The organism is Bacteroides sp. An19, from assembly GCF_002160215.1.
Lineage (GTDB): Bacteria > Bacteroidota > Bacteroidia > Bacteroidales > Bacteroidaceae > Phocaeicola > Phocaeicola intestinalis.
In genome coordinates this window covers 1-21,415 of sequence record NZ_NFKD01000063.1, presented here as the reverse complement: position 1 = coordinate 21,415, position 21,415 = coordinate 1, and the positions used below count along the sequence as shown (strand labels likewise).

The following is a 21,415-nucleotide window of genomic DNA, read 5'->3' as shown; positions in this document are numbered from 1 at the left end:
ATGTGGCAATGTGCTAATAAACAATGCACATTCTCACATTAGCACATTCTCACATTAGCACATTCTCACATTAGCACATTTTCATATTTGCACATTTGCACATTATTCAAATACGTTTCCATGTCCTTGTCCCCTCGTCCCGATACGGTGAGCACCACGATGTCTTCGGGGCGGAAACTGACCTTCTCCAGTGCGCCCAATGCGTGTGCCGATTCCAGTGCGGGGATGATGCCTTCCAGACGGGTCAGTTCGTAGGCGGCACGGATGGCTTCGTCATCGTTGATGGCGAGCACCGTGGCACGGTGTTGTGTGGCAAGGTTGGCGTGCAGGGGACCGATACCCGGATAGTCCAGCCCTGCCGATACCGAGTAGGGTTCCAGGATTTGTCCGTCTTCGTCTTGCATCACGAGGGTTTTCGCTCCGTGTATGATGCCCAGCCGTCCCAGTTGGATGGTGGCGGCAGAGTATCCCGAATGGATGCCCTTTCCGCCTGCTTCGGCGAGTACGATTTTTACCTTGTCGTTGTTCAGGTAATGATAGACGGTACCGGCGGCGTTGCTTCCTCCGCCCACGCACGCTATCAGATAGTCGGGATAATCGCGTCCCTCGTGTTCCATCAGTTGTTTTTTGATTTCTTCGCTGATGACCGATTGCAGGCGTGCCACCATGTCGGGGTAAGGATGAGGCCCTACGGTAGAACCTATCACGTAGTATGTGTCTTCGGGGTGGCAGCACCAGTCGCGTATGGCTTCATTGGTGGCATCCTTCAGGGTTTTGTTTCCCGAGGTGACCGGGCGCACTTCGGCTCCCAGCATCTTCATTTTTTCCACGTTGATGTGCTGGCGTGCCACGTCGGTTTCGCCCATATACACCACGCATTCCATGTTCATCAGTGCGCAGACCGTAGCGGTCGCTACTCCGTGCTGTCCGGCTCCGGTTTCGGCGATGATGCGTTTCTTTCCCATTCGCCGTGCCAGCAGCACTTGCCCGATGGCGTTGTTTATCTTGTGTGCGCCTGTATGGTTCAGGTCCTCCCGCTTCAGGTAAATCTTGCATCCGTATTTCTCCGAAAGCCGGTTGGCAAGATACAGGGGAGAGGGACGTCCCACGTAGTCGCGCAACAATTGGGCGAACTCTTGCTTGAAATCATCGCTATCCAATACCCGTAGGTATGCGTCTTTCAGTTCGGTCACGCACCGGTGAAGAATTTCGGGGATGTATGCTCCGCCGAAATTTCCATAATACCCGTTTGAGTCTACTTGATACTTTTTGCTATTCATATTTTGATTGTTTAAGTTATTGCCAATGGGGATAAAAACAAAAAAGGCTGTCGTAAGAACGACAGCCTTTTTTGTATGCCTTGATAAATGATTGTTGGTTATGAGAACAGACAGATACACACGGACTGGGTTAGCTTACGACTTTGGGAGTAGTAAGTAACGCCACCAACGATATGTATTTGTCATTACTGAGTTCATGAGTTTTTTGTTATGTTTCTGTTTAATTCGGGAGCAAATATAGCGATAATTTTTGAAGATGCAAACAAAATGGAATTTTTTTTGTTCTATATCTATAGAAGTTTATTTGTATAAACAAGAAAAAACAACTATCTTCGTAGTACATATATAATAAGGAGAAAATTATGAAACTATTCGGTTATTCAGTAGTGAGCAGCCTGTGTGCCCTGATAATGGGTATTCTGCTGGTAGTGTGGCCCGAGGCAGCAGTGATTTATTTGGTAATAACGGTAGGGGTATTGTTTTTGCTTCCGGGTTTGTACGGGATATTGGCTTATTTTTCTTCACGTGGCAATGTTTTTCCTGTTGTAGCACTGGGCAGTGCCTTGTTGGGGATATGGTTGATTGTAATGCCGGGCTTTTTTGTCAGTATTCTGATGTATGTGCTGGGCGCGTTGCTGGTGTTCGGAGGCGTCAGCCAGCTGATGGGTTTCATTTCGGCACGCAAGCTCGCAGGTAGTGTCCCAGGCATCTTTTATGTGATTCCGGTCTTGCTCCTGCTGGCAGGCATCCTGATTCTGGTGAATCCTTTCGAAGCGGCAAAAGTGCCTTTCATCGTTCTGGGCGTGTCTTCTATCGTTTACGGCTTGACCGACCTCTTCCGCATCATCCGCTACCGCCAAAAGAAAGAGGCGGGGATAACGGATGTGGAAGTGATAGACGAGCGGAGAGAAGGCTAATAGTTCAGTCCGAACGCCCATAGTGGGACGATGTTGGCGTAGCCGTTCTCGATGTCGTCCTTTACGATATACCCTTCTTGTACGCTTTCTATTTGTTTTTGCCCTTTTTTGCGTTCTCCGATTTCAAATACTTTGCCGTCTATTTCGAAGTCGGAGACGCTGGAACTGGTCACATTGTTTAGCACCCTTGTCTGGTTCATGAAGAAAGTTTCCCTTACATTGCCGATTTCCGCATGTTCGGGCGCTAATGTGTAAATCAGGTTGGAGTTGTCAAGATAAAGCTTTTCCACTTTTCCCAATCCTCGCAGTCCGCCTGTTGTATCATGAAGTTGGGCTATCATGCCTGCCTTTTCCATGTAAATCAAGTAATTCGGAATGTCGTTCCGGCTAATTCCCGTAGCTTCCGCCAATTTTTGCATGACGGGCTTGAAAGGCACACTTTTAGCTATTACCATCAAGAGGCTTTTCAGTTTTCTCCCTAAGGCAATGTTGGCCTGTATGTGTTGCGGAATGTCCACTTCCATCGTTTGATTGATGACCTGCATCAGTTCCATTTCATATTCTTCATCTTTGGCGAAAGGGTAATAGCCTCTGCGCAGATAATCTTTGAAAAGAGGCAGCGGATGCTCAACAGGAAGCACGGCTTTGTGCGCCAATATTTCGTTGAGGCTATAAACGGGGGTTTCTATCTGATGGAACAAATGCAGGTATTCGCGGAATGAAAGCCCCTGCATGGTGTAAATAGGCATCCTTCGGCTTAGGTCGGCAAGCCCTTTGTATATATCAAGGATAGACGAACCGGAGATAACCAGTTGCAAGTCATCGTAACTATCGTAAATCTGCTTAAGCTCTCTCGACCAACCTTCATACTTATGAATCTCGTCAATAAACAAATGTTTCCCTCCCATTTTCACAAAACGGTCCGCCAGTTCCACAAGCTTATGTTCGGCAAAATACAGATGGTCAGCAGATACATAGAGTGTATCTGCCGGATTGAGATTGAATTTAATATACTGCAAAAGCATCGTAGACTTGCCCACTCCCCGCGGTCCGACAATCCCGAAAGCACGTCCGTTCCATTTGATTTGGTTGTACTGGTAACGAAAGAACTCGGTAGGCGTATGTTTTAGTTTCCGGTTGAAAAACTCATATAGTTGTTCCATAATCGTGTGGTTTAGAAAACAAAGATACGGTTTTTGCATGAAAAAAATGCAGAATTCCTCGAAAACTGCACGAAAATGATGCAGAGTCTGCATTCCAGCGTCCGTTGGCATACTTATTTCCATGAAAAGTCTCGGTACATTTGGCTTTGCAGCTGGGTGATATTCTCTTTGCAGGCATCTAAGTTTTATATTCCGGCTGGCGGAACGTACATTCCATGGGCTGGAATATACGTTCCACGGCGTGGAATGTACGTTCCAGCCCATGGAATATAAAACTTATAGCTGTGAGTGGATTATTAATTGTCTTTTTGAAGAAAATGATTTTGTGTATCAGGAAACAAAAGATTATTTTCGATAGAGATTCAGAAGCTGTTTTGATTTCATTCGATAAATTTGTTAAGCATGATTTGTATGAATGCAATCTGTACCATAGCTTCCGCAGTTTCAGCAAGGAATTCATAATCGATGGTCAGCCTTCTGAAGTTTTCCAGCCATGAGAAAGAGCGTTCCACAATCCAGCGTTTGGGCAGTACCTGAAATTTGGATGGACATTCGTCCGGTCTGAGTACGACCTCCAATATCCATCCGAATTTCTTCTTGACCCAATCAGCCAAATCTCCCCTATAGCCTCCGTCCGCCAATATTTTAACCAAGCGCGGAAATTTATAAGCGAGTTTTTCTATGGTTTGTGGGGCGCCCTTGCTGTCATGCAGGTTGGCTTCATGGATTGCGACGGCTAACGGAAGGCCGAACGTATCGACTATGATGTGCTCTTTCCGCCCCTTGATTTTCTTGTTCCCGTCTATACCACGGTCAGAATCAACATGATGGGAGGTCTTTACGCTTCTGGAATCCATGATGCCAAGACTGGGACTTTCCTCCCGTCCCGCCTGTTTACGGATAAGGGAGTGCAAGGCATCCATCACCTCTTCAAACACACCTTCAAGCTTCCACTTGCGGAAGTAGTAATAGACGGTTTGCCAAGGGGCGAAGTCAGAAGGAAGCATACGCCACTGGCAGCCGGTCTTGTTGATATAAAGGATGGCATTCCATATCTCACGCAAATCATATTTTCGGTTCCTCGCTTGCGGCTCTAAAATATTTTTTATAACTTGCCACTGTTTTTCAGTCAGGTCGGTTGGATACTGTGTCATAACTTTATTGTTTGGTACCTTTAAAGATATAACATTTTTCCAATTGACCGACTGATTTGAGAGCTGAAGATGCTTATAACATTATTCTTGAATCAATTCAAAACAGTTTCTTAGATTGAAGAGGATTATCTTCTCTAGCGGAGAAGATAATCCCATATTCAGTATCAGATAATTACATTGTATGTATGCCTGATATGAGTATTTTTAATCCTCTTGCATCCCACAAGGTTTCATTTGATTTGTAGGATTCGAACAGGTTGTTGTTTTACTTCATCCAGTGGGACGGCTTGATAGGCGACTTTTGAAAAATCAATATCTTTGAGTCGGATACTACGTATCCCGCTGTTGTACATCGTACGGTAATAAATAATACGGTGTTTCATGTCTGTAGCCGAAGTCCATTGGGTAGCACTGGGAATGTCGGCGGGGATTTTTCCTCCGGTAAATTCAATGCCTACGGGAATGTCGAAATTGTTCAATATCTGGAATGACTGGAGAACCGTTTTTAGTGCGTTTTCCTGTTTGGGTGCCGTGGCTTGATAGAATGCAGCTCTTACGAAACGTGAAGGAGGAGTCACATCACCTGGGATACCGAGGAATCCGCTTCCTGCCCCGAAAGAAGCCAGTCGCGTATCGCCCAATGATTGGGAAGGAGCTGAACCGGGATAGAGGTTCACGTAGTTATTAAGGTTGGTCAGGTGCCATTCGAATCCGGGTGAATTGGTCAGTACGCCTAGGTCGTTTTCGTAAAACCGGGCTTTTCCTTGAACGAGTTCCAGTACAATTTGTCGTCCGCTGACATCGGTAAACCGCCAATGAACGGTAGAAGCACGCGGGTCGATACTGATGATGTGTGCTTCGTTTACTTTTTCTGTCACTTCTTCCAGTGTAGCACATTCGCCCAATATCCAAGCAACCAGTTGCAGGTCGGCTATGCTGGTATCTTTTTGGGCAGGGTTGTAAGTTTCGTATTCTCCATAATTGGGAAAATAAAATAGTCCGGCAGATAAGCCGGCTTCATTGATACCTTCGGCAATGAAGTCTTTTTGTTCTACTGCAAGCCCTACATAACCATAACGTGCAGTAAATGTCATGCCTTTGTTTCCATCGGGAGTAAGCGAATGCATTGTATAGCCTCGTGGTACAATGATATACTGGCTGTTCAGGTCGCTGCCTCCCCATTCGATGGTACGGGCTACGATGGTGGTACTGTCTTGGCTGGTTAGGGTGATTCCTGTACAGGCATTTGCCGGGAGCGATACGTTGAGCATGCCGGCGAAGGCTAAGATTGAAATGATGGATGGTGTTTTCATGGTTTTTGAGTTTTTAAGTTTTTGAGTTTTTAAGTTTTTAAGTTTTTGGGTTTTTGAGTTTGAGCGTTCTTAAAGGGCTTCCCGACTTATAAACTTATTAACAATCTATGTGGTTAAATGGTTCAAGTTTTCATCAGATAGAGTTTTCCGTTCTCTTGCTTGATGCGTTCTTCCGAAAGCAGGTACGTCAGTACGTTCAGAATTTTTTCTTCGGGTACAGACAAGGCATGAATCACTTCCTGTGGGGTGTGGGGATGTCTGTTCAGCAAGTTTTTTATATCGGAGGCAATGTCTTCGTATTCACCTTTTTTTAATCCGGATGTATGTTTCTCAAGGCATACGTCACATTGTCCGCAATTATGTTCATTATTTTCACCGAAATAATGCAGCAGCATCCGGCTTCGGCACTGGTCGTTGCTCTCGGCATATTCCAACATTGCCTGTATGCGTTTTTCATAACTTCTTTTCCGGTCTTCGTATACTTCTTTGTTTAATACAATACGGTTCGTGTCTTGCCTCTCGCGTGTATATATAATATAAGGAGTCTTTTTGCCCGGTATATAGTGTAGGATATGTCGTTTGGTCAAAAGGATGAGCGTATCATATACCTGTTGGCGTGAAAGTCCGCTTCTTTGGGCTAAAGTTTCTTCATTGATGTATGCATAATCGCTGAACAGGCCGGTGTACGAGCGCAGGATAATGCGAAGCAGTTTTTCTGTATCCTGGTTATGCTCTTCCATACGGTATAATTCATCGCGGCGCAGGGTGAAAATAAGACGGGAGGCATTGTCTTGTTCATCGGTATATTCCAGGTATCCTGCGCGGGTCAGTATTTTCAGGGCACTGTCTACGCGAACTGGAAAATGCTTGAAGCGCTGACAGAACTCATCGATGTTGAAAGCGAAAGTACATCCTCTGCCATCACCCATGGCCATCTGGTAATAGTAGTTGATGTGTTCATATACTTGGCGGATATAGTCTTTTTCTGGAAAGGTATCACTTATCCGTTTTTTCAAAATAGTCTTGTCACTTTGTGCATACAGTAAGACCGCGTATGCTTTTTGTTCATCACGTCCCGCACGTCCGGCTTCTTGAAAATAGGCTTCCGGTGAATCTGGGAAATCGATATGAATAACCAGCCGCACGTCCGGTTTATCAATGCCCATCCCGAAGGCATTGGTAGCCACCATTACACGATACGTACCTGCCTGCCAGCCTTTTTGTCGCAAGTCTTTGGTTTTGTTGTCTAGTCCGGCATGGTAGAAAGTGGCACTGATATCGTGCTGGTTTAGGAATAGTGATATTTCTTTGGTGCGTTTCCGGTTTCGTGTATAGACGATTGCAGAACCTTGCACTTGGTTAAGGATATGTAGCAATTCACCGCTTTTATCTTCCGTGCGGCGGACAATATAGGCAAGGTTTTTGCGCTCGAAACTCATCCGGAATACGTTTTCTTCGCGGAAGGCAAGCCGTACTTGGATGTCCTTTACCACTTCGGGAGTAGCTGTAGCTGTCAGTGCCAGTACGGGTACATCAGGCAAGAGTTTGCGCACGTCGGCTATTTTCAGGTAGGCAGGACGGAAATCATATCCCCATTGCGAAATGCAGTGTGATTCGTCTACTGTTATCATGCTTACTTTCATACTGCGCAACTTGTTCTGGAAGATTTCGGTGCCGAGCCGTTCGGGTGAAATGTATAGAAACTTATAGTCACCGAAGATGCAGTTTTCCAGTGCAATGACAATCTCCTCACGCGTCATACCCGAGTAGACTGCCTGTGCCTTGATACCGTGTTTTCGCAGGTTTTGTACTTGGTCTTTCATCAGGGCAATCAGCGGAGTGATGACCAGGCATAGTCCGGGATTCGCCAGGGCAGGCACTTGAAAGGTAATGGACTTTCCACCGCCCGTAGGCATCAGCCCTAACGTGTCACGTCCACTACCGATACTGGAGATAATGTCTTCCTGTATGCCTCGGAAATTGTCATATCCCCAGTAGTGTTTCAATATGCTTTTATAATCGGTCATGTCTGTTTGCTCGGTTTAATATCCTCTATTTGTAACTGAATGTCTCCTCGTTTATGAGTGTTTTCTTCAATGGTATAGCAGATATTAAACGATTGTTTGGTCTTGATATAACGAGCCTGCGAACTTTGTCCGAATGCGATTCCGTTCATCACATTGTTTGACTTGTTGTCTACCAATTCCAATTTGATATGTTCCTGGTCACGTCCTACTACTTTACTCGTGCCATAATCGTAAACGTTCAGCGTAGAGAATACCGGTTTCGGGTTTTCAGGTCCGAAAGGATTGAACTTCTTCAAGTCGAAGAAGAATTTCGGAGTGATATCCCTGAAATCCAGTTGGGCATCGATATCAATGGTGGCACTGGTCTGTTCAGGTAGGATATGGTCGGTTACATACTCTTCGAAACGCCGGGTAAACTCCGGTACGTTTTCTATTTTCATCGAAAGCCCTGCGGCATATGTATGTCCGCCGAAGTTTTCCAGCAAATCCCGGCAATATTCGATGGCTTTATATACATCAAATCCCGATACCGAACGTGCAGAGCCGGTGGCAAGATTATCGGTTCGTGTCAATACAACGGCAGGTCGGTAATAGATTTCCGTCAGACGTGATGCAACGATACCGATTACTCCTTTGTGCCAGGCTTCGTTGTAAATGACAATAGATCGCCGTTCGGACAAATTGTCCAAATGGTCGACAATCTTGTTTGCCTCTTCCGTCATATTCTTATCCAGGTCTTTCCGTGTTTCATTATACCGGTTGATCTGATTTGCTTTTTCCAATGCTGCAGGGAAATCTTTTTCCGTGAGCAGGTCTACGGCTTCCTTTCCATTCTGTATACGGCCGGACGCATTGATGCGGGGACCTATCTTAAAGATAATGTCACTCATGTTGAGTTCCCTGTCGGACAAGCCGCATACATCGATGATGGCTTTCAGTCCTACGCTGGGGTTGGTATTCAGTTGGCGTAAGCCATGATAAGCCAGTACCCGGTTTTCTCCCATGATGGGTACAATATCAGATGCGATGCTTACTGCTACCAAGTCTAACAGAGGAGTCAGTTGATGAAACTCTATCCCGTTGTTCAGTGCAAAGGCTTGCATAAACTTGAAGCCCACTCCACAACCCGACAAGTGATCGTAAGGATAAGTCGAGTCAAACCGTTTCGGGTTCAAGATGGCAACCGCGACCGGCAATGTATCATCGGGTACATGATGGTCGCAGATGATAAAATCGATACCTTTTTCCTTGGCATAGGCGATTTCCTCTACCGCTTTGATGCCACAATCCAACACAATAATCAGCTTTACGCCGGTTTCGTACGCATAATCCACTCCTTTTTTCGATACTCCATACCCTTCGTTATAACGGTCGGGGATGTAATAGTCGATGTTCGAATAGAACTGCTGGAGGAATTTGTATACCAGTGCAACGGCGGTTGTGCCGTCCACGTCATAGTCTCCATACACCATGATGCGCTCTTTCCGTCCCATGGCTTTATTCAGGCGCTCCACGGCTAGACTCATGTCTTTCATGAGAAACGGGTCGTGCAGTTCGTTCAGTTGCGGGCGGAAAAAGCGTTTGGCTTCACCAGCCGAGGTAATACCTCTTTGTAAGAGCAGCCGGCAAAGAATTGGGCTGATGCCAATTTCTTTCGCCAGAGCCTTAGCTGCTTCCCGTTCTTCGAGTGTAGGAGGTTGATAGTTCCATTTGTAGTTCATTTATATATTTTTTTTCTTTCTTTTTCTGCATTCAAAGGAGCGGGGTATGAATACTTGAAAATATGCCCTGCTCTTTCAACTTGTAAAAGTAAGAAAAAAGCAAGAAAAAAACGGCTAATTCCCGAATTATTTTCAGGAACCAGCCGTTTAATTATTTATAAATATTCTATATTATTGATTTACAGCCCCAGTTTTTTGGCTATATCTGCCGGGATTGCTTTTTTATGTACCAGTATATTCATAGTTTTATAAGCGACGAAAGTTTTCGATGCATACCAGATGCCTTTGTACTTGCCTTCCGTGCCCCATGAATTTTTTACCATAAAGTATTCTTTTCCGTTCTGGTCTTTGGCGATGCCGTAGATGACCATGCCGTGGTCGTCGGTCGTTTCCCAATTGTCGAAAGCTTCCTGGCGCATCTCTTGGGTTACGGTGATTTCCGGAAGCGGTTTGGCAGTAAGCTCTTTGCGTTTGTCTGCAGGGCTCAAACCCAGCCAATGTGCCATATCCGAGCCTGTCAGTTCGGCGCCTTTTTCCACATCGGGGCATACGGCAACTCCATTGCGTGTGAAGCCTTGTTCGCTTACATCAGCTCCCCAGGCGAATGTGTATCCATTGTTGATGGCGTTTTCCATTACTGCCATCAGTTCGTCAATGGGAAGGTTATACGACAAAGCGTTGCGCCAGTTGTCTTGCACTTCGATGCTGAACTGTTTGTAGAACGGATGGTGTGTGTACGAGGTCAGCGAAACATAGTCATCCATATTCAATCCCAATACTTCATCGGCGAAGGTTCGCGGTGTGTAGGTCTTGCCTTTATAGGTGAATTGTTCCGGACATTTGCCCAGGTAAGTATCGTAAATGGCACATACTCCGTTTTTCCAGACTGGACTTAATTTTTTCAATTTACCTTTGGCTATGGCATCTACATACCCTGAAGCTACGGCATCCAGTTCGTTGTGGTTCGGGAGTGAATCGCCGTACATGATGCCCGGCATGGCTTCTTGGGGCACCATTCCATAGTTTTCGTAACAGTATACGATATCTTCAAAACTTCCGCCCGGCGAGAAGGAAGCATCGCCGTGATAACGCACGTAGTTTACGGCACGGTCTTCCATCGTATGATGTACAACGAACATTTCCGACAAGTCGAACTCTCCTTTTCCCAACCGGAGCAGTTCCGATTCGAAGAAACCGAGGGTAGAGAACGACCAGCACGTGCTCGACTGGTTTTGATCTTTGATGGAAGTAATCGGGTTTTCTTTTACCGTAGTAAATACAAATCCTTCTTCTTCTGTCTTGTCTTTCTTAGGACCTTTGGCATATACATTGCTAAAGCAGATGCCCATTGCTAAAATTGCGATAAGTTTATTCATTGTTATTTATAGAGTTAATAGTTAATAATTAATACTTAATAACGGCGGATGCTTTCGATTTCCGCTATTCACCATTAATTATTAATTGTTCATTATTTAATTATTAATTACTTCATGATTTCTTCCACTTCCTCGATGGTGATGGGGATATGTTTTTCACCGGTGAAGCGCGAACCGCCGGGGATAATCAGGATATCGTCTTCCAGTCGGATGCCCCCGAAATCCTTATACTTATCAATGGCATTGAAGTCGAGGAAGTCGGTATGCATTTTGTCGGCACGCCATTTATCTATCAGGTCGGGGATAAAATAGCAACCCGGTTCGTCGGTGATGACGAAGCCTTCTTGTAAGCGTCGTCCCATACGCAAGGATGCCAGGCCGAACTGTTCGGAAGGACGTACTTCATCGTCATAACCAACGTAACATTGTCCCAGGTCTTCCATGTCGTGTACATCGATACCCATCATGTGTCCCAGTCCGTGGGGCATGAACAGGGCATGTGCTCCTGCTGCTACGGCATCCTCTACGTTGCCTTTCATCAGTCCCAGGTCTTTCAGCCCTTGTGCCAGTACACGGCACACTTCCAGATGGACCGATTTGTAGGTGATACCCGGACGTGCCAGTTCCAGGGCACGGTCGTGACAAGCCAGCACGATGCTGTACACGTCACGCTGGCGGCTGGTGAACTTGCCTCCTACCGGGATGGTACGTGTATGGTCCGAGCAATAGTTGGTCGTACTTTCGGCTCCTGCATCGGTCAGCATCAGTCTGCCCGCCTGAAGTATCTGGCTATGGTCATGGTTGTGCAAGGTCTGTCCGTTCTGGCTCAAGATTGTGGCGAAAGATACCATATTGCCGTAAGATGCGGCAATGCCGTCCAGTACACCGGCGATGTATTGTTCGGATACACCCGGTTTGCAAAGTTTCATTGCTGCGGTATGCATTTCATAACCGATGTTGCAGGCTTTGTCGATTTCTTCTATTTCGCAGGGTTCTTTTACCGAACGTAAGGCTACTACCGCCTTGATGAGTTCAAGCGAGCTGTGCTGTCTGACCAGTGAGGCACGGATGCCGGTCAGGTCTTCCAGCAAGAGCATGTTGTCGTAGCGGTAAGGAGGCAGGAAATGAATTTTCCGACGTTGGGCGATGGCTTTGCCTATCACCTCTTTCAGCTTACCGAAGGGGAAACTTTTGTCTATTCCTACTCGTGCAGCCAGTTCTTTTACGCTGGGTTGAAGACCCATCCAGATGATATCGTCCATCGTGACGTCATCGCCGAAAAAGTAATCTTCGCCGGAATCTGCATCAAGTATTCCTGCATATCCCGGATGGGCATGTCCGAAAAAATAAAGAAACGAACTGTCCTGACGGAATTTATAGGTATTGTCGGGATAATTGGCTGGTGCCTCATTGTTTCCCAATATCAGGATTAGGCCGTTGCCGACCTTGTCCCTTAACGCCTGACGGCGTTTGCTATATACGGTAGATTCGAACATATTGTTATGGTTTTTGGTAATACCTTTGTAGTAAGTATTGCAAAAGTAGAAAATTAAATTGAAAAGTTCTCTCTATATTCTGAAAAATGTATCTTTGTAGCAAATAAAAGAAATGAATATCCGCATTTTGCTCAATTGGCTGTAGGGGATGTTTGCGGATTCAAATAAAAGAAAGGTTATGGCTATGGATTATTCAAAAATGGGTTTAGTATTGGAAGGAGGAGGCATGCGTGGGGTGTTCACCTGCGGTGTGCTCGACTATTTTATGCAGAAAGGCATAGAGTTTCCTTATGTTGTCGGCGTTTCGGCTGGTGCATGCAACGGTCTGTCTTATTTGTCGCACCAGCCGGGCAGGGCACGTTACAGCAACATCGAGATGCTGGCTAAATACCGTTACATCGGGTTGAAGTATCTGTGGCACCAGCACAGCATTCTTGACCAGCATCTGCTGTATGAAAAGTTTCCTGCTACGATATTGCCTTTCGATTACGAAGCATATTTCCGTAACCCTGCACGTTTTGAGATGGTGACCACTAATTGTGTCACCGGCAGGGCCTGTTATCTGGAAGAGAAACACGACCGCGGGCGCCTGCTGGCAATTGCCAAAGCATCGAGCAGCTTGCCTTATGTGTGTCCGATAACGTGGGTAGACGGGAGTCCCATGCTCGATGGAGGTATTGTCGATTCTATTCCGGTGATGCGTGCTGTTTCGCAAGGATATGCCAAGAATGTGGTTGTGCTTACCCGGAACCGGGGCTATCGGAAGACGGAAAAAGATATCCGCATACCGCGTATCATCTATACGCGCTATCCTCGTTTGCGTGTAGCGTTGAGCCGGCGGTGTCAGGCATACAATGAGCAGTTGGAAATGATAGAGAGGCTGGAAGATGAAGGGCGTATCATAGCCATCCGTCCCGAAGCGCCCGTGAAAGTAAACCGGATAGATAAAGACATCCAGAAACTGACCGCGCTTTATGAAGAAGGTTTGCGTTGTGCCGAAAAAGTGGTGGGTTAATGGGGTGATTCCGCATTTGCCTACAAGAAGTTGTTTAAAGGAGTTAGAGGGAGTTAAATGCCAATAGCACAGAAGTATTGGCTTTTAACTCCCTCTAACTCCTTTAAATTCTTCTAACTCTTTCTAATTACTGGCGTTTTGAGAGCAGTAATGACTATTTCGCGAAGCTTACGGCGCGTGTTTCGCGGATAACCGTAATCTTGACTTGTCCCGGATATGTCATTTCGTCTTGTATTTTTTTGGCGATTTCGGTAGACAGGCTTTCGGTCTGCTTGTCGTCTATCTTGTCTGCGCCTACGATGACACGAAGCTCTCGGCCTGCCTGGATGGCATACGTCTTGGTTACGCCCGGATAAGACATGGCAAGTTGTTCCAGGTCGTTGAGACGTTTGATATAAGCTTCTACAATTTCGCGTCGTGCTCCCGGACGTGCTCCAGAGATGGCATCGCATACCTGTACGATAGGAGCCAGAAGGCTGGTCATTTCCACTTCATCGTGGTGGGCGCCGATGGCGTTGCAGATGTCTGGTTTTTCCTTATATTTTTCAGCCAGTTTCATACCCAGCAGTGCATGGGGCAGTTCGGGTTCTTCATCGGGCACTTTGCCGATATCGTGCAACAGGCCGGCACGTTTGGCTTTTTTGGGGTTCAGTCCCAGTTCGGATGCCATGATGGCACACAGGTTGGCTGTTTCACGTGCATGTTGCAACAGATTCTGTCCATACGAAGAGCGGTATTTCATCTTACCGATGATACGGATCAGTTCGGGATGCAAACCGTGGATACCCAGGTCAATGGTTGTCCGCTTACCGGTTTCGATAATTTCATCTTCTACCTGCTTTTTCACCTTAGCCACCACTTCTTCGATGCGTGCCGGATGGATACGTCCGTCGGTTACCAGTTGGTGTAATGCCAAACGGGCTATTTCGCGGCGTACGGGGTCGAACGCCGAAAGGACAATGGCTTCGGGCGTATCGTCAACTACAATTTCCACTCCCGTAGCGGCTTCCAAGGCACGGATATTTCTTCCTTCCCGTCCGATAATCCGTCCTTTTATCTCGTCCGATTCAATATGGAATACGGTTACAGAGTTTTCAATGGCGGTTTCGGTTGCTACGCGCTGGATGGTTTGTATGACAATGCGTTTTGCCTCGCGGTTTGCCGACATTTTGGCATCATCCATGATGTCGTTGATGTACGATTGTGCTTCCGTTTTGGCTTCTTCTTTCAGCGATTCGACGAGACGTTCTTTAGCCTCTTCAGCAGACAGTCCCGACAAGGCTTCCAGTTTTTTACGTTCTTGTGCCTGGAGGGCATCCAGTTCTTCTTTCTTTTTGTCGATAACCACCAGCTGTGCATCAAGGTTTTCGCGGATGGCTTCGGTTTCGTTCCGTTTGCGTTGCAGTTCCTCGTGCTTTTGGCTTAATACCATTTCGCGCTGCTTCAGTTTGTTTTCAGCCTGTTGGATTTTCTGGTTGCGTGCTGTTACTTCTTTTTCCAGCTCGGCTTTCTTGTTCAGAAATTTTTCTTTGACCTCCAGCAACTTGTTTTTCTTGATTACTTCTGCTTCTGTTTCGGCCTCCTTTATAATTTTATCGTACCGCGATTTCAGGCCGAACTTGAAAAAAGCGTACGAAATTGCTCCTCCTACCAGGAAAGCAACAACCGTGAATATTACTACTGTTGTAAACATTACTATTTAGTTTAAAAATATAAATAAAAAACGCACATACTTTCCTGCCGGTTTGTTCCGGCATTCCAGTTGTGCGTAAAATCTTCCTTGTTCTATACTAAACTTTCCTGTCTCCTAATCGTCAGGTTTAGGATGAATGCATTCATCTATATCATCAGCCAGCTGTTTCAGTTTTTCTGCATACGGCTGTGTATCATTCCGGTCTTTCAAGGATACATTCTCAAAAGAGAGTTCCAGTGCAGTCATAGCCCAGTGTTTGGCCAGGCTGAACTCCGGATACATACTGCGATATTTGTTTAGTTTATAGTCAATCTGCTTAGCCGCCTTCCTATATAGTTCTTCCTTGTCGCGGTCAATGACCAAGGGATATAGTTCGTTGTCGATCCGCAGATGTATTTTTAATTTGTCGTCTTTCATGACTCGTTTACCTTTTGGCTTATTCATTCAGCAAAGCGATACATTTTTCGACTTCACGCACCAGCCTCGTCAACCTTTTCTTCGTATCATTGAGTTCCGTATCGTTGATACTGATTATACGGGCCATTTTCAAATTGGCATATCTTGACTCCAGTTCTTTCCGGTCACTTTCCATACGTGCGATAGCAGCTTCCTTTTCTTCCAAAAGGTGCCGGAGTGAAGCTATTTCCTTTTTCTGTTCTTCGAACAGGAACAGCAGGTTTCTTAATCTTCCTTCAAACGTATTCAGTAGCCTTTTGTCTTCTTCCGTCATTTTTTGCCAAATTCTACACAAATATAATGGATTGCTCAGAAACTCAAAAATTTTTGCGCTTATATTTTCAGAAAAAGTGGATTTTGCGTTTTTATAACATTATATGAATGCCCGCATTTCATCCATAAGGAGTTATTTCAGGGAGTTAGAAACCAATACTTTTACTAATGGAAATCCTAACAGAACTATTGTCTTTTAACTCCTGTGAGCGAAGCGCAGGACAGTTCGTGTTACCCCGGAATGTCCATGTTCCAGCAGCGGTCGCACAGGTTCAGGTAATCCATTTCGGGACGTGTTCCGAACACCAGGGCATAGAAAGCCGTTTCCTTACGTTTCAGTCCCAAAATCTGTTTCATCAGTGTTTCAGATATGGGGGGCATTTCGAAATCGGAAATCATCACTACATCCGAACGGTGCCATCCGTTGCTGTTTATCATTCGCACCGCTTCGTCTACGGCCTGTTCCATGCTGGTGCCTCCCCCGAAACTATGGTTCAGAAATTCCACCAGCACAGGTAAGTCGGTATACAGGTCTTTTACCAGCAGATGTTCGGTTTCTTCCGAAAAATTGATGATGTAACACTTGCGGTGTGTGCTTTCGGTAAGGCGGGCAATGGCGAGTACGGCCGATTTGGCAAGTTGCTCCCGCTTGCCTTCCATCGATCCGGATGTATCCAGGCAAATGACAAAGGGACCTTGTCCGCTTACTTCCCTCTTGCCCGGCTGTGCCGCCGAACGGTCTTCTTGCGAACGGCTGTCGAACATCTGCAAGCGTTTTTCCGTGTAGCGTTGCATAAAGACGGGACGTAGTGTTTCTTCGGCAAAATAGCAATACTCTATGGGTAACAGGTGATTCAGGTCGTTGCCCAGCGTAATGCCTTCGATGTCGCTTTGTGTGGCATGACGCACCAACTGCTCTTTTTGTGCTCCCGATAAGGGGTCGAAGCGTTTCTTTTCTCCCTGGCTTCTTTTGCCCAGTACCCGTACCAGTTCGTGTATGTGCCGGTTCTGTTCCATTGTTTTCTCGTAATGCATCACCTTCCGGTATAGTTCCGGATGGTTGTACAATAGCCAGCGGATGCGCGAACTTATCAGGTTGGTCTCGGTCTTCATGCCTGTACTTGCCTTCAGCAGTGCAAAACTGTTGCATAAAGAGGCGATGTGATGATACTGGTAATCGTATTCCTTGGCGGTAAGCAGGCGGTGCCACTTGTTTAGAAAAAACTCCTGTAAGTTTTTCCGCCCGGCATCTGTGCTGGCCGGTTGTTCCAGTTTTCCGATGTAATACAGCACATCCAGTTCGGTAAGTGCATAGCGCTTACGGAAAGCCGGGAGCATCCGCTTCAGAAAAAGTAGGAAATCGCCGGGCGACAAAGACTCAGCATCGTAGAACATCTCCCATTCGGGCGTATAGCGGGAGTAAAACTCCTGGAGCGATGGAGATGTCTTGCGGTAATACTGCCATATGGCGTCCTCCAGTTCGGCAGGGAACACGATACGTTTATGCAACGCTTCCTGCAGATGTTTGGAGCAACGCTGACGAAGCTCAGCCAAATAGATTGCCTTCAATGCTTTCAGACGGATATTCCGTGTTCTCTTCCCGATATGCATGTTCCAGTTCGTTTAGTTCGTTCCGATAATCTGCTACCGATGTCTGCTGATGTTCCAGCAATCCCCGTATGATGTCTCGTTCCTGCTCGTTCAGGAACAGGTGCCGGTCTGCATATGCCCATTCTTGTGTATAAAAGTCTTTGCATCCTCCTTCCACCCGTAGCAATAAGTCGTTCAGCTGGCAGAAGCGTTCCTCCAGCTTTTCCTTGTCCGTCCCTGCGGCTTGTGGGGGCAGCGGTTCACAACCGGGCACACACACCAAAGGATATTCGTAATCATTGATAAAGACCGAGCGGTTGCCCTTGCGCAGCGAATAGATTTTATGCTGCGGCACCTTGTTCCGCATCGACAGGTCGTAGCGCTTCAAGATAAAACACTGGCTCTTATACTTGTCTTTGTGCAGGTAGAACAGTTTCCCGATGGTGTCGAGCGACTGATAGTCGGATGCAAACATCAGCAATCTTCCTGCCAGCCGCACTTTGTCTATCTGGTGATAATACGAGTCGACCAACAGCAGTCCCGGATCTCGGTTTTCGTGCACGGCTGCTGCCGATGACAGCTCGTCTTTCAGAGCTTCCATCTCCCTGTGCAAGCCCTGCAGGTTCAACAGATACCCTTCGGCGCTCATCCGAATGGCGTCTGTTACCATCTCATTTATTTCCTCCAGCTGTGATACTTCGTTCCACAGGCAATGGCGTAACAACAGGCAGTCGGTCAGGCGTATGGTGTCCGAACCGTTCAGGAAAGCCGATGTACGTAGCAGCTTCACCAGTTTTTTCCACCTGCGGTCGGACACATACAGAGGTTGCTCCGTCGATTCGGCATTCTGTAGTTTGTGGTTGTGGTCTTCTATTTTTTCTTTCAGCGTATGTATCACTTCGAAAATGGAATAGTGGATGCTGATTGAGCCGATTTTGCCTTGCCATGTCTCATATTCTTGTTCTTCTATTTGCAGGGCGGTATTAACACAAGGTTCGCTTTCGTCTGGCGAAGCTATCATACGGTCGAAGTCAGACTGGTCGGTTATGCCTGTCACCAGCATCCGCACCAGGAAGCGGTCCCACAAGGCGTCCAGTCCCTGTCCTGAGGCAGGCAATTCGTTAGAGGCAGCCACCAGCCCTTTCAGCGGTACCCGGAAAGTATGGTTGCCGTTGCGATATATTTTCTCGTTCAGAATGGTCAGCAGGGCATTCTGTATAGCTGGTCCTGCCTTCCAGATTTCGTCCAGAAAAGCAATGGTAGCAGTAGGCAAATAGCCTTCTGTCATCCGTTCGTACGTGTCGCGGTCTTTCAATTTCGAGATGGAAACCGGACCGAAGATTTCATCGGGGGTACTGAAGCGCGACATCAGGTAATCAAATGAACCCGCATTGCGGAATGCTAGCTTCAATCGTCGCGCCACCATACTTTTTGCTACTCCCGGAGGACCGAGCAGGAAGATGCTTTCGCCTGCCACTGCCGATAGTAGTGACAGGCTTATGATATGCTCTTTGCCGAATACTCGTTCGTTTAATGCTTCCAGCAATAGCCGGATGCGTTGTGTCAGATTTTCCATATTTGTAAAGGAGTTAAGCCGGTGCTTCTGTAAAACCGGCATTTTGCCTGTTGGCTTTAACACTTTTGTTTTTTTACTTTTGTTATTATCCGCAGGGTCTGCATCACCACCGACAGGAATATCATCCCCAGCCCGGCATAAAAACTCGCGTTCAGGTCTTTCGCTTCGCCGAAGATAATCATGGCAAGGATGATGCTGTAGATAGGCTCCAGGTTGTAGGTCAGGTTGAACGTGAACGCCGAAATCCGCTTCAGAACCTGTATCTGCAGGATGTACAGGCATACCGTACAGAGCGAAGCCAATGCCAGCAGGCTCCCCCAGTCGGCGGCAGAAGGCACGAGCGACGTAACCGGAAAGAAATGCAGGTAGAAGGGCAGCAGCAGGCTCAGCCCTGCGAAACCTCCTCCCATTTCATAGAGCAGCACAGTGCCCGACGGATAATCAGACGCTACTCGCTTGTTGCAGATGGTGAAGAGCGAAGCCAGTGCCGACGAGAGGATGCCCATCAGGATGCCCACACGGTAACGGGTATCGAAATGGAATATCAGCACGATGCCCGCCACGCCTATCAGGCTGAACAGCACCTCGCTTGCCGATACCCGGTGTCGGTTGATAAGCGGGTCGAACAGGGCGGTAAAGAAGCTCATCAGCGAGAGGCAGACCACTCCGATAGACACATTCGATGCCTTGATGCTGCCGTAGAAGAACAGCCAGTGCAAGGCAAGCAGCACACCCGTCGCAGCAATCCGTACCGCATCCCGCCGTTGCACCTTGCGTAATTTGTCTAAAACAAACAACACGGCATAAAACATCAGTGTGGCAAGCAGCAGCCGGTACCACACCAGCAGTCCTTCGTTCAGCGTAATCACACGCCCGAACACTCCCGTACCACCTGCTATCAGCACCGACAGGTGGAGTTTAAGTAAAGCTTCTTTCATCGTTTAACTGTTTTCCGGTGCAAAGGTAGTCATTTCTCCGGCGAACAGGCAATATGGGCAATAAAGATTTATGCATATCCGCACTTTACCCAATTGGCTGTAGGGGCGTATCGTATGGGATGTTTGCGGATTCAATTAGTATAATCATGATAGAGAAGATAATTTTTCCGCATGGTTTTATATTGCTGGAGGGCGGGTTGCCACGCTGTACGGATTTCAGCTTCAGATTTTCCTTTCAGTATGTCCATCCGCACACTGTCGGTGCCCATCAGCAGGTCAAACCAATGGGGACGGGTGAAGAAGCCTTTTGGATTATTCCGGTAAAGCCGGTAAATTTCAAGGATGTATTTTAAAGAAAAGCCTTCAGGTGCTTCTGTGTGCCGCAGGTCTGAACCGTAACAATAGGTGTTTTTATGCAACGGGTTCATATCCGAACCTTTTAACGGGCGAGGCATAAAACGGAATGTGCAGGTCTTGAGCGTGGGATTCCCGATTACTTGAAATGGGAAAGGGGTACCGCGTCCTATACTTACCGATGTACCTTCGAAAGGACAAAGGGAGGCATAAAGTGCGACGGCTTGATCGTTGGGCAGGTTAGGCGAGGGCTTGACGGGAAGCGAATAGGGTTGTCCGTGATGCCAGCCTGCGACAGGGATTATTCTCAGTCTGCAATGCAAGCCATTCCCCAACCACCCTTCGCCGTTGATCATTTGGGCGATTTCTCCTACCGTACATCCGTGTAATACCGGAATGGGAAGCATCCCTACGAAGCTCTTGAACTTCGGTTGCAATACAGGTCCGTCTATATAGTCGCACGGATTCGGCCGGTCCAATACAATCAGTTCTTTCCCGTTTTCAGCGCAAGCTTGCATCACATAGTATAAAGTACTGATGTAGGTAAAGAAGCGTGCACCTACATCCTGAATATCGAATACGATGATATCGGTATCTTTTAATTGGTCGTTTCGGGGTTTCTTGTCCTTGCCATAAAGAGAGAGAACCGGAATGCCGCTGCGTGCGTCTTTTCCATCTTTGACGATGGCTCCGGCATCTGCTTCTCCCCGTATTCCGTGTTCGGGAGCGAAGATGGATGTTACTTGTATGTTTTGCGATAACAGGGAATCGAGCAAGTGCGTCTTTCCGATAAGAGAAGTCTGGTTGACTACCAGTGATACATGTTTCCCTCTGAGCAAGTGCAGGTACAGTCCGGTCTGTTCGGCTCCAGTACGTACTTGGGCATAGAGTGAGGTGAGGGCAGTTGACACGCTCCAACAGATGAAAAACAGGAATAATAATCGATATTTCATAATAATAGTCCGTTAAAAAATCAACATATCGGCTAAGCGGCTTCTGCCACTATGCCAAATAGTTCTTTGATAAGTTTAGTATTAAAAGTTCTGTTCGGTTTCAGACCGGACTTGCTAAAA

At 46.8% G+C, this 21,415-nt stretch carries 17 protein-coding genes; 2 read left to right on the top strand and 15 right to left on the bottom strand.

Annotated features, from left to right (window positions below; all coding sequences use genetic code 11):
• Positions 1–65: 65 nt before the first annotated feature.
• Complete coding sequence (trpB, locus tag B5F25_RS17335) at positions 66–1,280, bottom strand: tryptophan synthase subunit beta (protein WP_087251058.1); 1,215 nt, start codon at positions 1,278–1,280, stop codon at positions 66–68.
• Between the two features lie 362 nt (positions 1,281–1,642).
• Between trpB and B5F25_RS17330 the strand changes: the two genes are divergently transcribed.
• On the top strand, positions 1,643–2,197 hold the full coding sequence (locus tag B5F25_RS17330) for a DUF308 domain-containing protein (protein WP_022040671.1): 555 nt from the start codon (positions 1,643–1,645) through the stop codon (positions 2,195–2,197).
• On the opposite strand, the gene B5F25_RS17325 is transcribed toward B5F25_RS17330, so the two are convergent.
• The 7 genes from B5F25_RS17325 to B5F25_RS17295 form a co-directional block, all read right to left on the bottom strand.
• On the bottom strand, positions 2,194–3,360 hold the full coding sequence (locus tag B5F25_RS17325) for an AAA family ATPase (protein WP_087251056.1): 1,167 nt from the start codon (positions 3,358–3,360) through the stop codon (positions 2,194–2,196). The two genes, B5F25_RS17330 and B5F25_RS17325, sit on opposite strands and share 4 nt — an antisense overlap.
• A 380-nt stretch (positions 3,361–3,740) precedes the next feature.
• The gene (locus tag B5F25_RS17320) at positions 3,741–4,514 is read right to left on the bottom strand and encodes an IS5 family transposase (protein ID WP_087251054.1); all 774 of its coding nucleotides are present in this window, start codon (positions 4,512–4,514) and stop codon (positions 3,741–3,743) included.
• Between the two features lie 230 nt (positions 4,515–4,744).
• A complete protein-coding gene (locus tag B5F25_RS17315) occupies positions 4,745–5,785 on the bottom strand; it encodes a choloylglycine hydrolase family protein (RefSeq protein WP_241148435.1) in 1,041 nt (346 codons plus the stop codon).
• Positions 5,786–5,949: 164 nt separating this feature from the next.
• Complete coding sequence (locus B5F25_RS17310) at positions 5,950–7,854, bottom strand: ATP-dependent DNA helicase RecQ (protein WP_087251050.1); 1,905 nt, start codon at positions 7,852–7,854, stop codon at positions 5,950–5,952.
• Positions 7,851–9,575 carry a single-stranded-DNA-specific exonuclease RecJ gene (gene recJ, locus B5F25_RS17305; RefSeq protein ID WP_022039667.1) on the bottom strand — a complete coding sequence of 575 codons (1,725 nt, stop codon included), beginning with the start codon at positions 9,573–9,575 and terminating at the stop codon, positions 7,851–7,853. The genes B5F25_RS17310 and recJ overlap by 4 nt, the downstream gene beginning before the upstream one ends.
• A 179-nt stretch (positions 9,576–9,754) precedes the next feature.
• Positions 9,755–10,951, bottom strand: coding sequence for a C1 family peptidase (locus B5F25_RS17300; RefSeq protein ID WP_022039666.1), 1,197 nt, complete (start codon positions 10,949–10,951; stop codon positions 9,755–9,757).
• 107 nt (positions 10,952–11,058) lie between these two features.
• Positions 11,059–12,447, bottom strand: a complete 1,389-nt coding sequence (locus tag B5F25_RS17295) for an aminopeptidase P family protein (protein WP_022039665.1) — start codon at positions 12,445–12,447, stop codon at positions 11,059–11,061.
• Positions 12,448–12,625: 178 nt separating this feature from the next.
• On the opposite strand from B5F25_RS17295, the gene B5F25_RS17290 reads away from it, so the two are divergent.
• Positions 12,626–13,462: a patatin family protein gene (locus tag B5F25_RS17290; protein WP_022039664.1), complete on the top strand. Its 837-nt coding sequence runs from the start codon at positions 12,626–12,628 to the stop codon at positions 13,460–13,462.
• 154 nt (positions 13,463–13,616) lie between these two features.
• Here B5F25_RS17290 and rny read toward each other — a convergent pair whose 3' ends face one another.
• The 7 genes from rny to B5F25_RS17255 form a co-directional block, all read right to left on the bottom strand.
• Complete coding sequence (gene rny / locus B5F25_RS17285; RefSeq protein WP_022039663.1) at positions 13,617–15,155, bottom strand: ribonuclease Y; 1,539 nt, start codon at positions 15,153–15,155, stop codon at positions 13,617–13,619.
• 114 nt (positions 15,156–15,269) lie between these two features.
• Positions 15,270–15,572, bottom strand: a complete 303-nt coding sequence (locus B5F25_RS17280) for a cell division protein ZapA (RefSeq protein WP_022039662.1) — start codon at positions 15,570–15,572, stop codon at positions 15,270–15,272.
• Positions 15,573–15,591: 19 nt separating this feature from the next.
• Positions 15,592–15,885 (bottom strand): hypothetical protein, encoded by a 294-nt coding sequence (locus B5F25_RS17275; RefSeq protein ID WP_022039661.1) that lies wholly within the window; start codon positions 15,883–15,885, stop codon positions 15,592–15,594.
• 230 nt (positions 15,886–16,115) lie between these two features.
• Complete coding sequence (locus B5F25_RS17270) at positions 16,116–17,495, bottom strand: VWA domain-containing protein (protein ID WP_087251071.1); 1,380 nt, start codon at positions 17,493–17,495, stop codon at positions 16,116–16,118.
• Positions 17,431–19,050, bottom strand: coding sequence for an AAA family ATPase (locus tag B5F25_RS17265; RefSeq protein WP_087251073.1), 1,620 nt, complete (start codon positions 19,048–19,050; stop codon positions 17,431–17,433). The genes B5F25_RS17270 and B5F25_RS17265 overlap by 65 nt, the downstream gene beginning before the upstream one ends.
• Positions 19,051–19,106: 56 nt before the next feature.
• Positions 19,107–19,988 carry an EamA family transporter gene (locus B5F25_RS17260; RefSeq protein WP_022039658.1) on the bottom strand — a complete coding sequence of 294 codons (882 nt, stop codon included), beginning with the start codon at positions 19,986–19,988 and terminating at the stop codon, positions 19,107–19,109.
• Between the two features lie 131 nt (positions 19,989–20,119).
• Positions 20,120–21,295 carry a DUF1343 domain-containing protein gene (locus B5F25_RS17255; protein ID WP_087251047.1) on the bottom strand — a complete coding sequence of 392 codons (1,176 nt, stop codon included), beginning with the start codon at positions 21,293–21,295 and terminating at the stop codon, positions 20,120–20,122.
• Positions 21,296–21,415 lie beyond the last annotated feature (120 nt).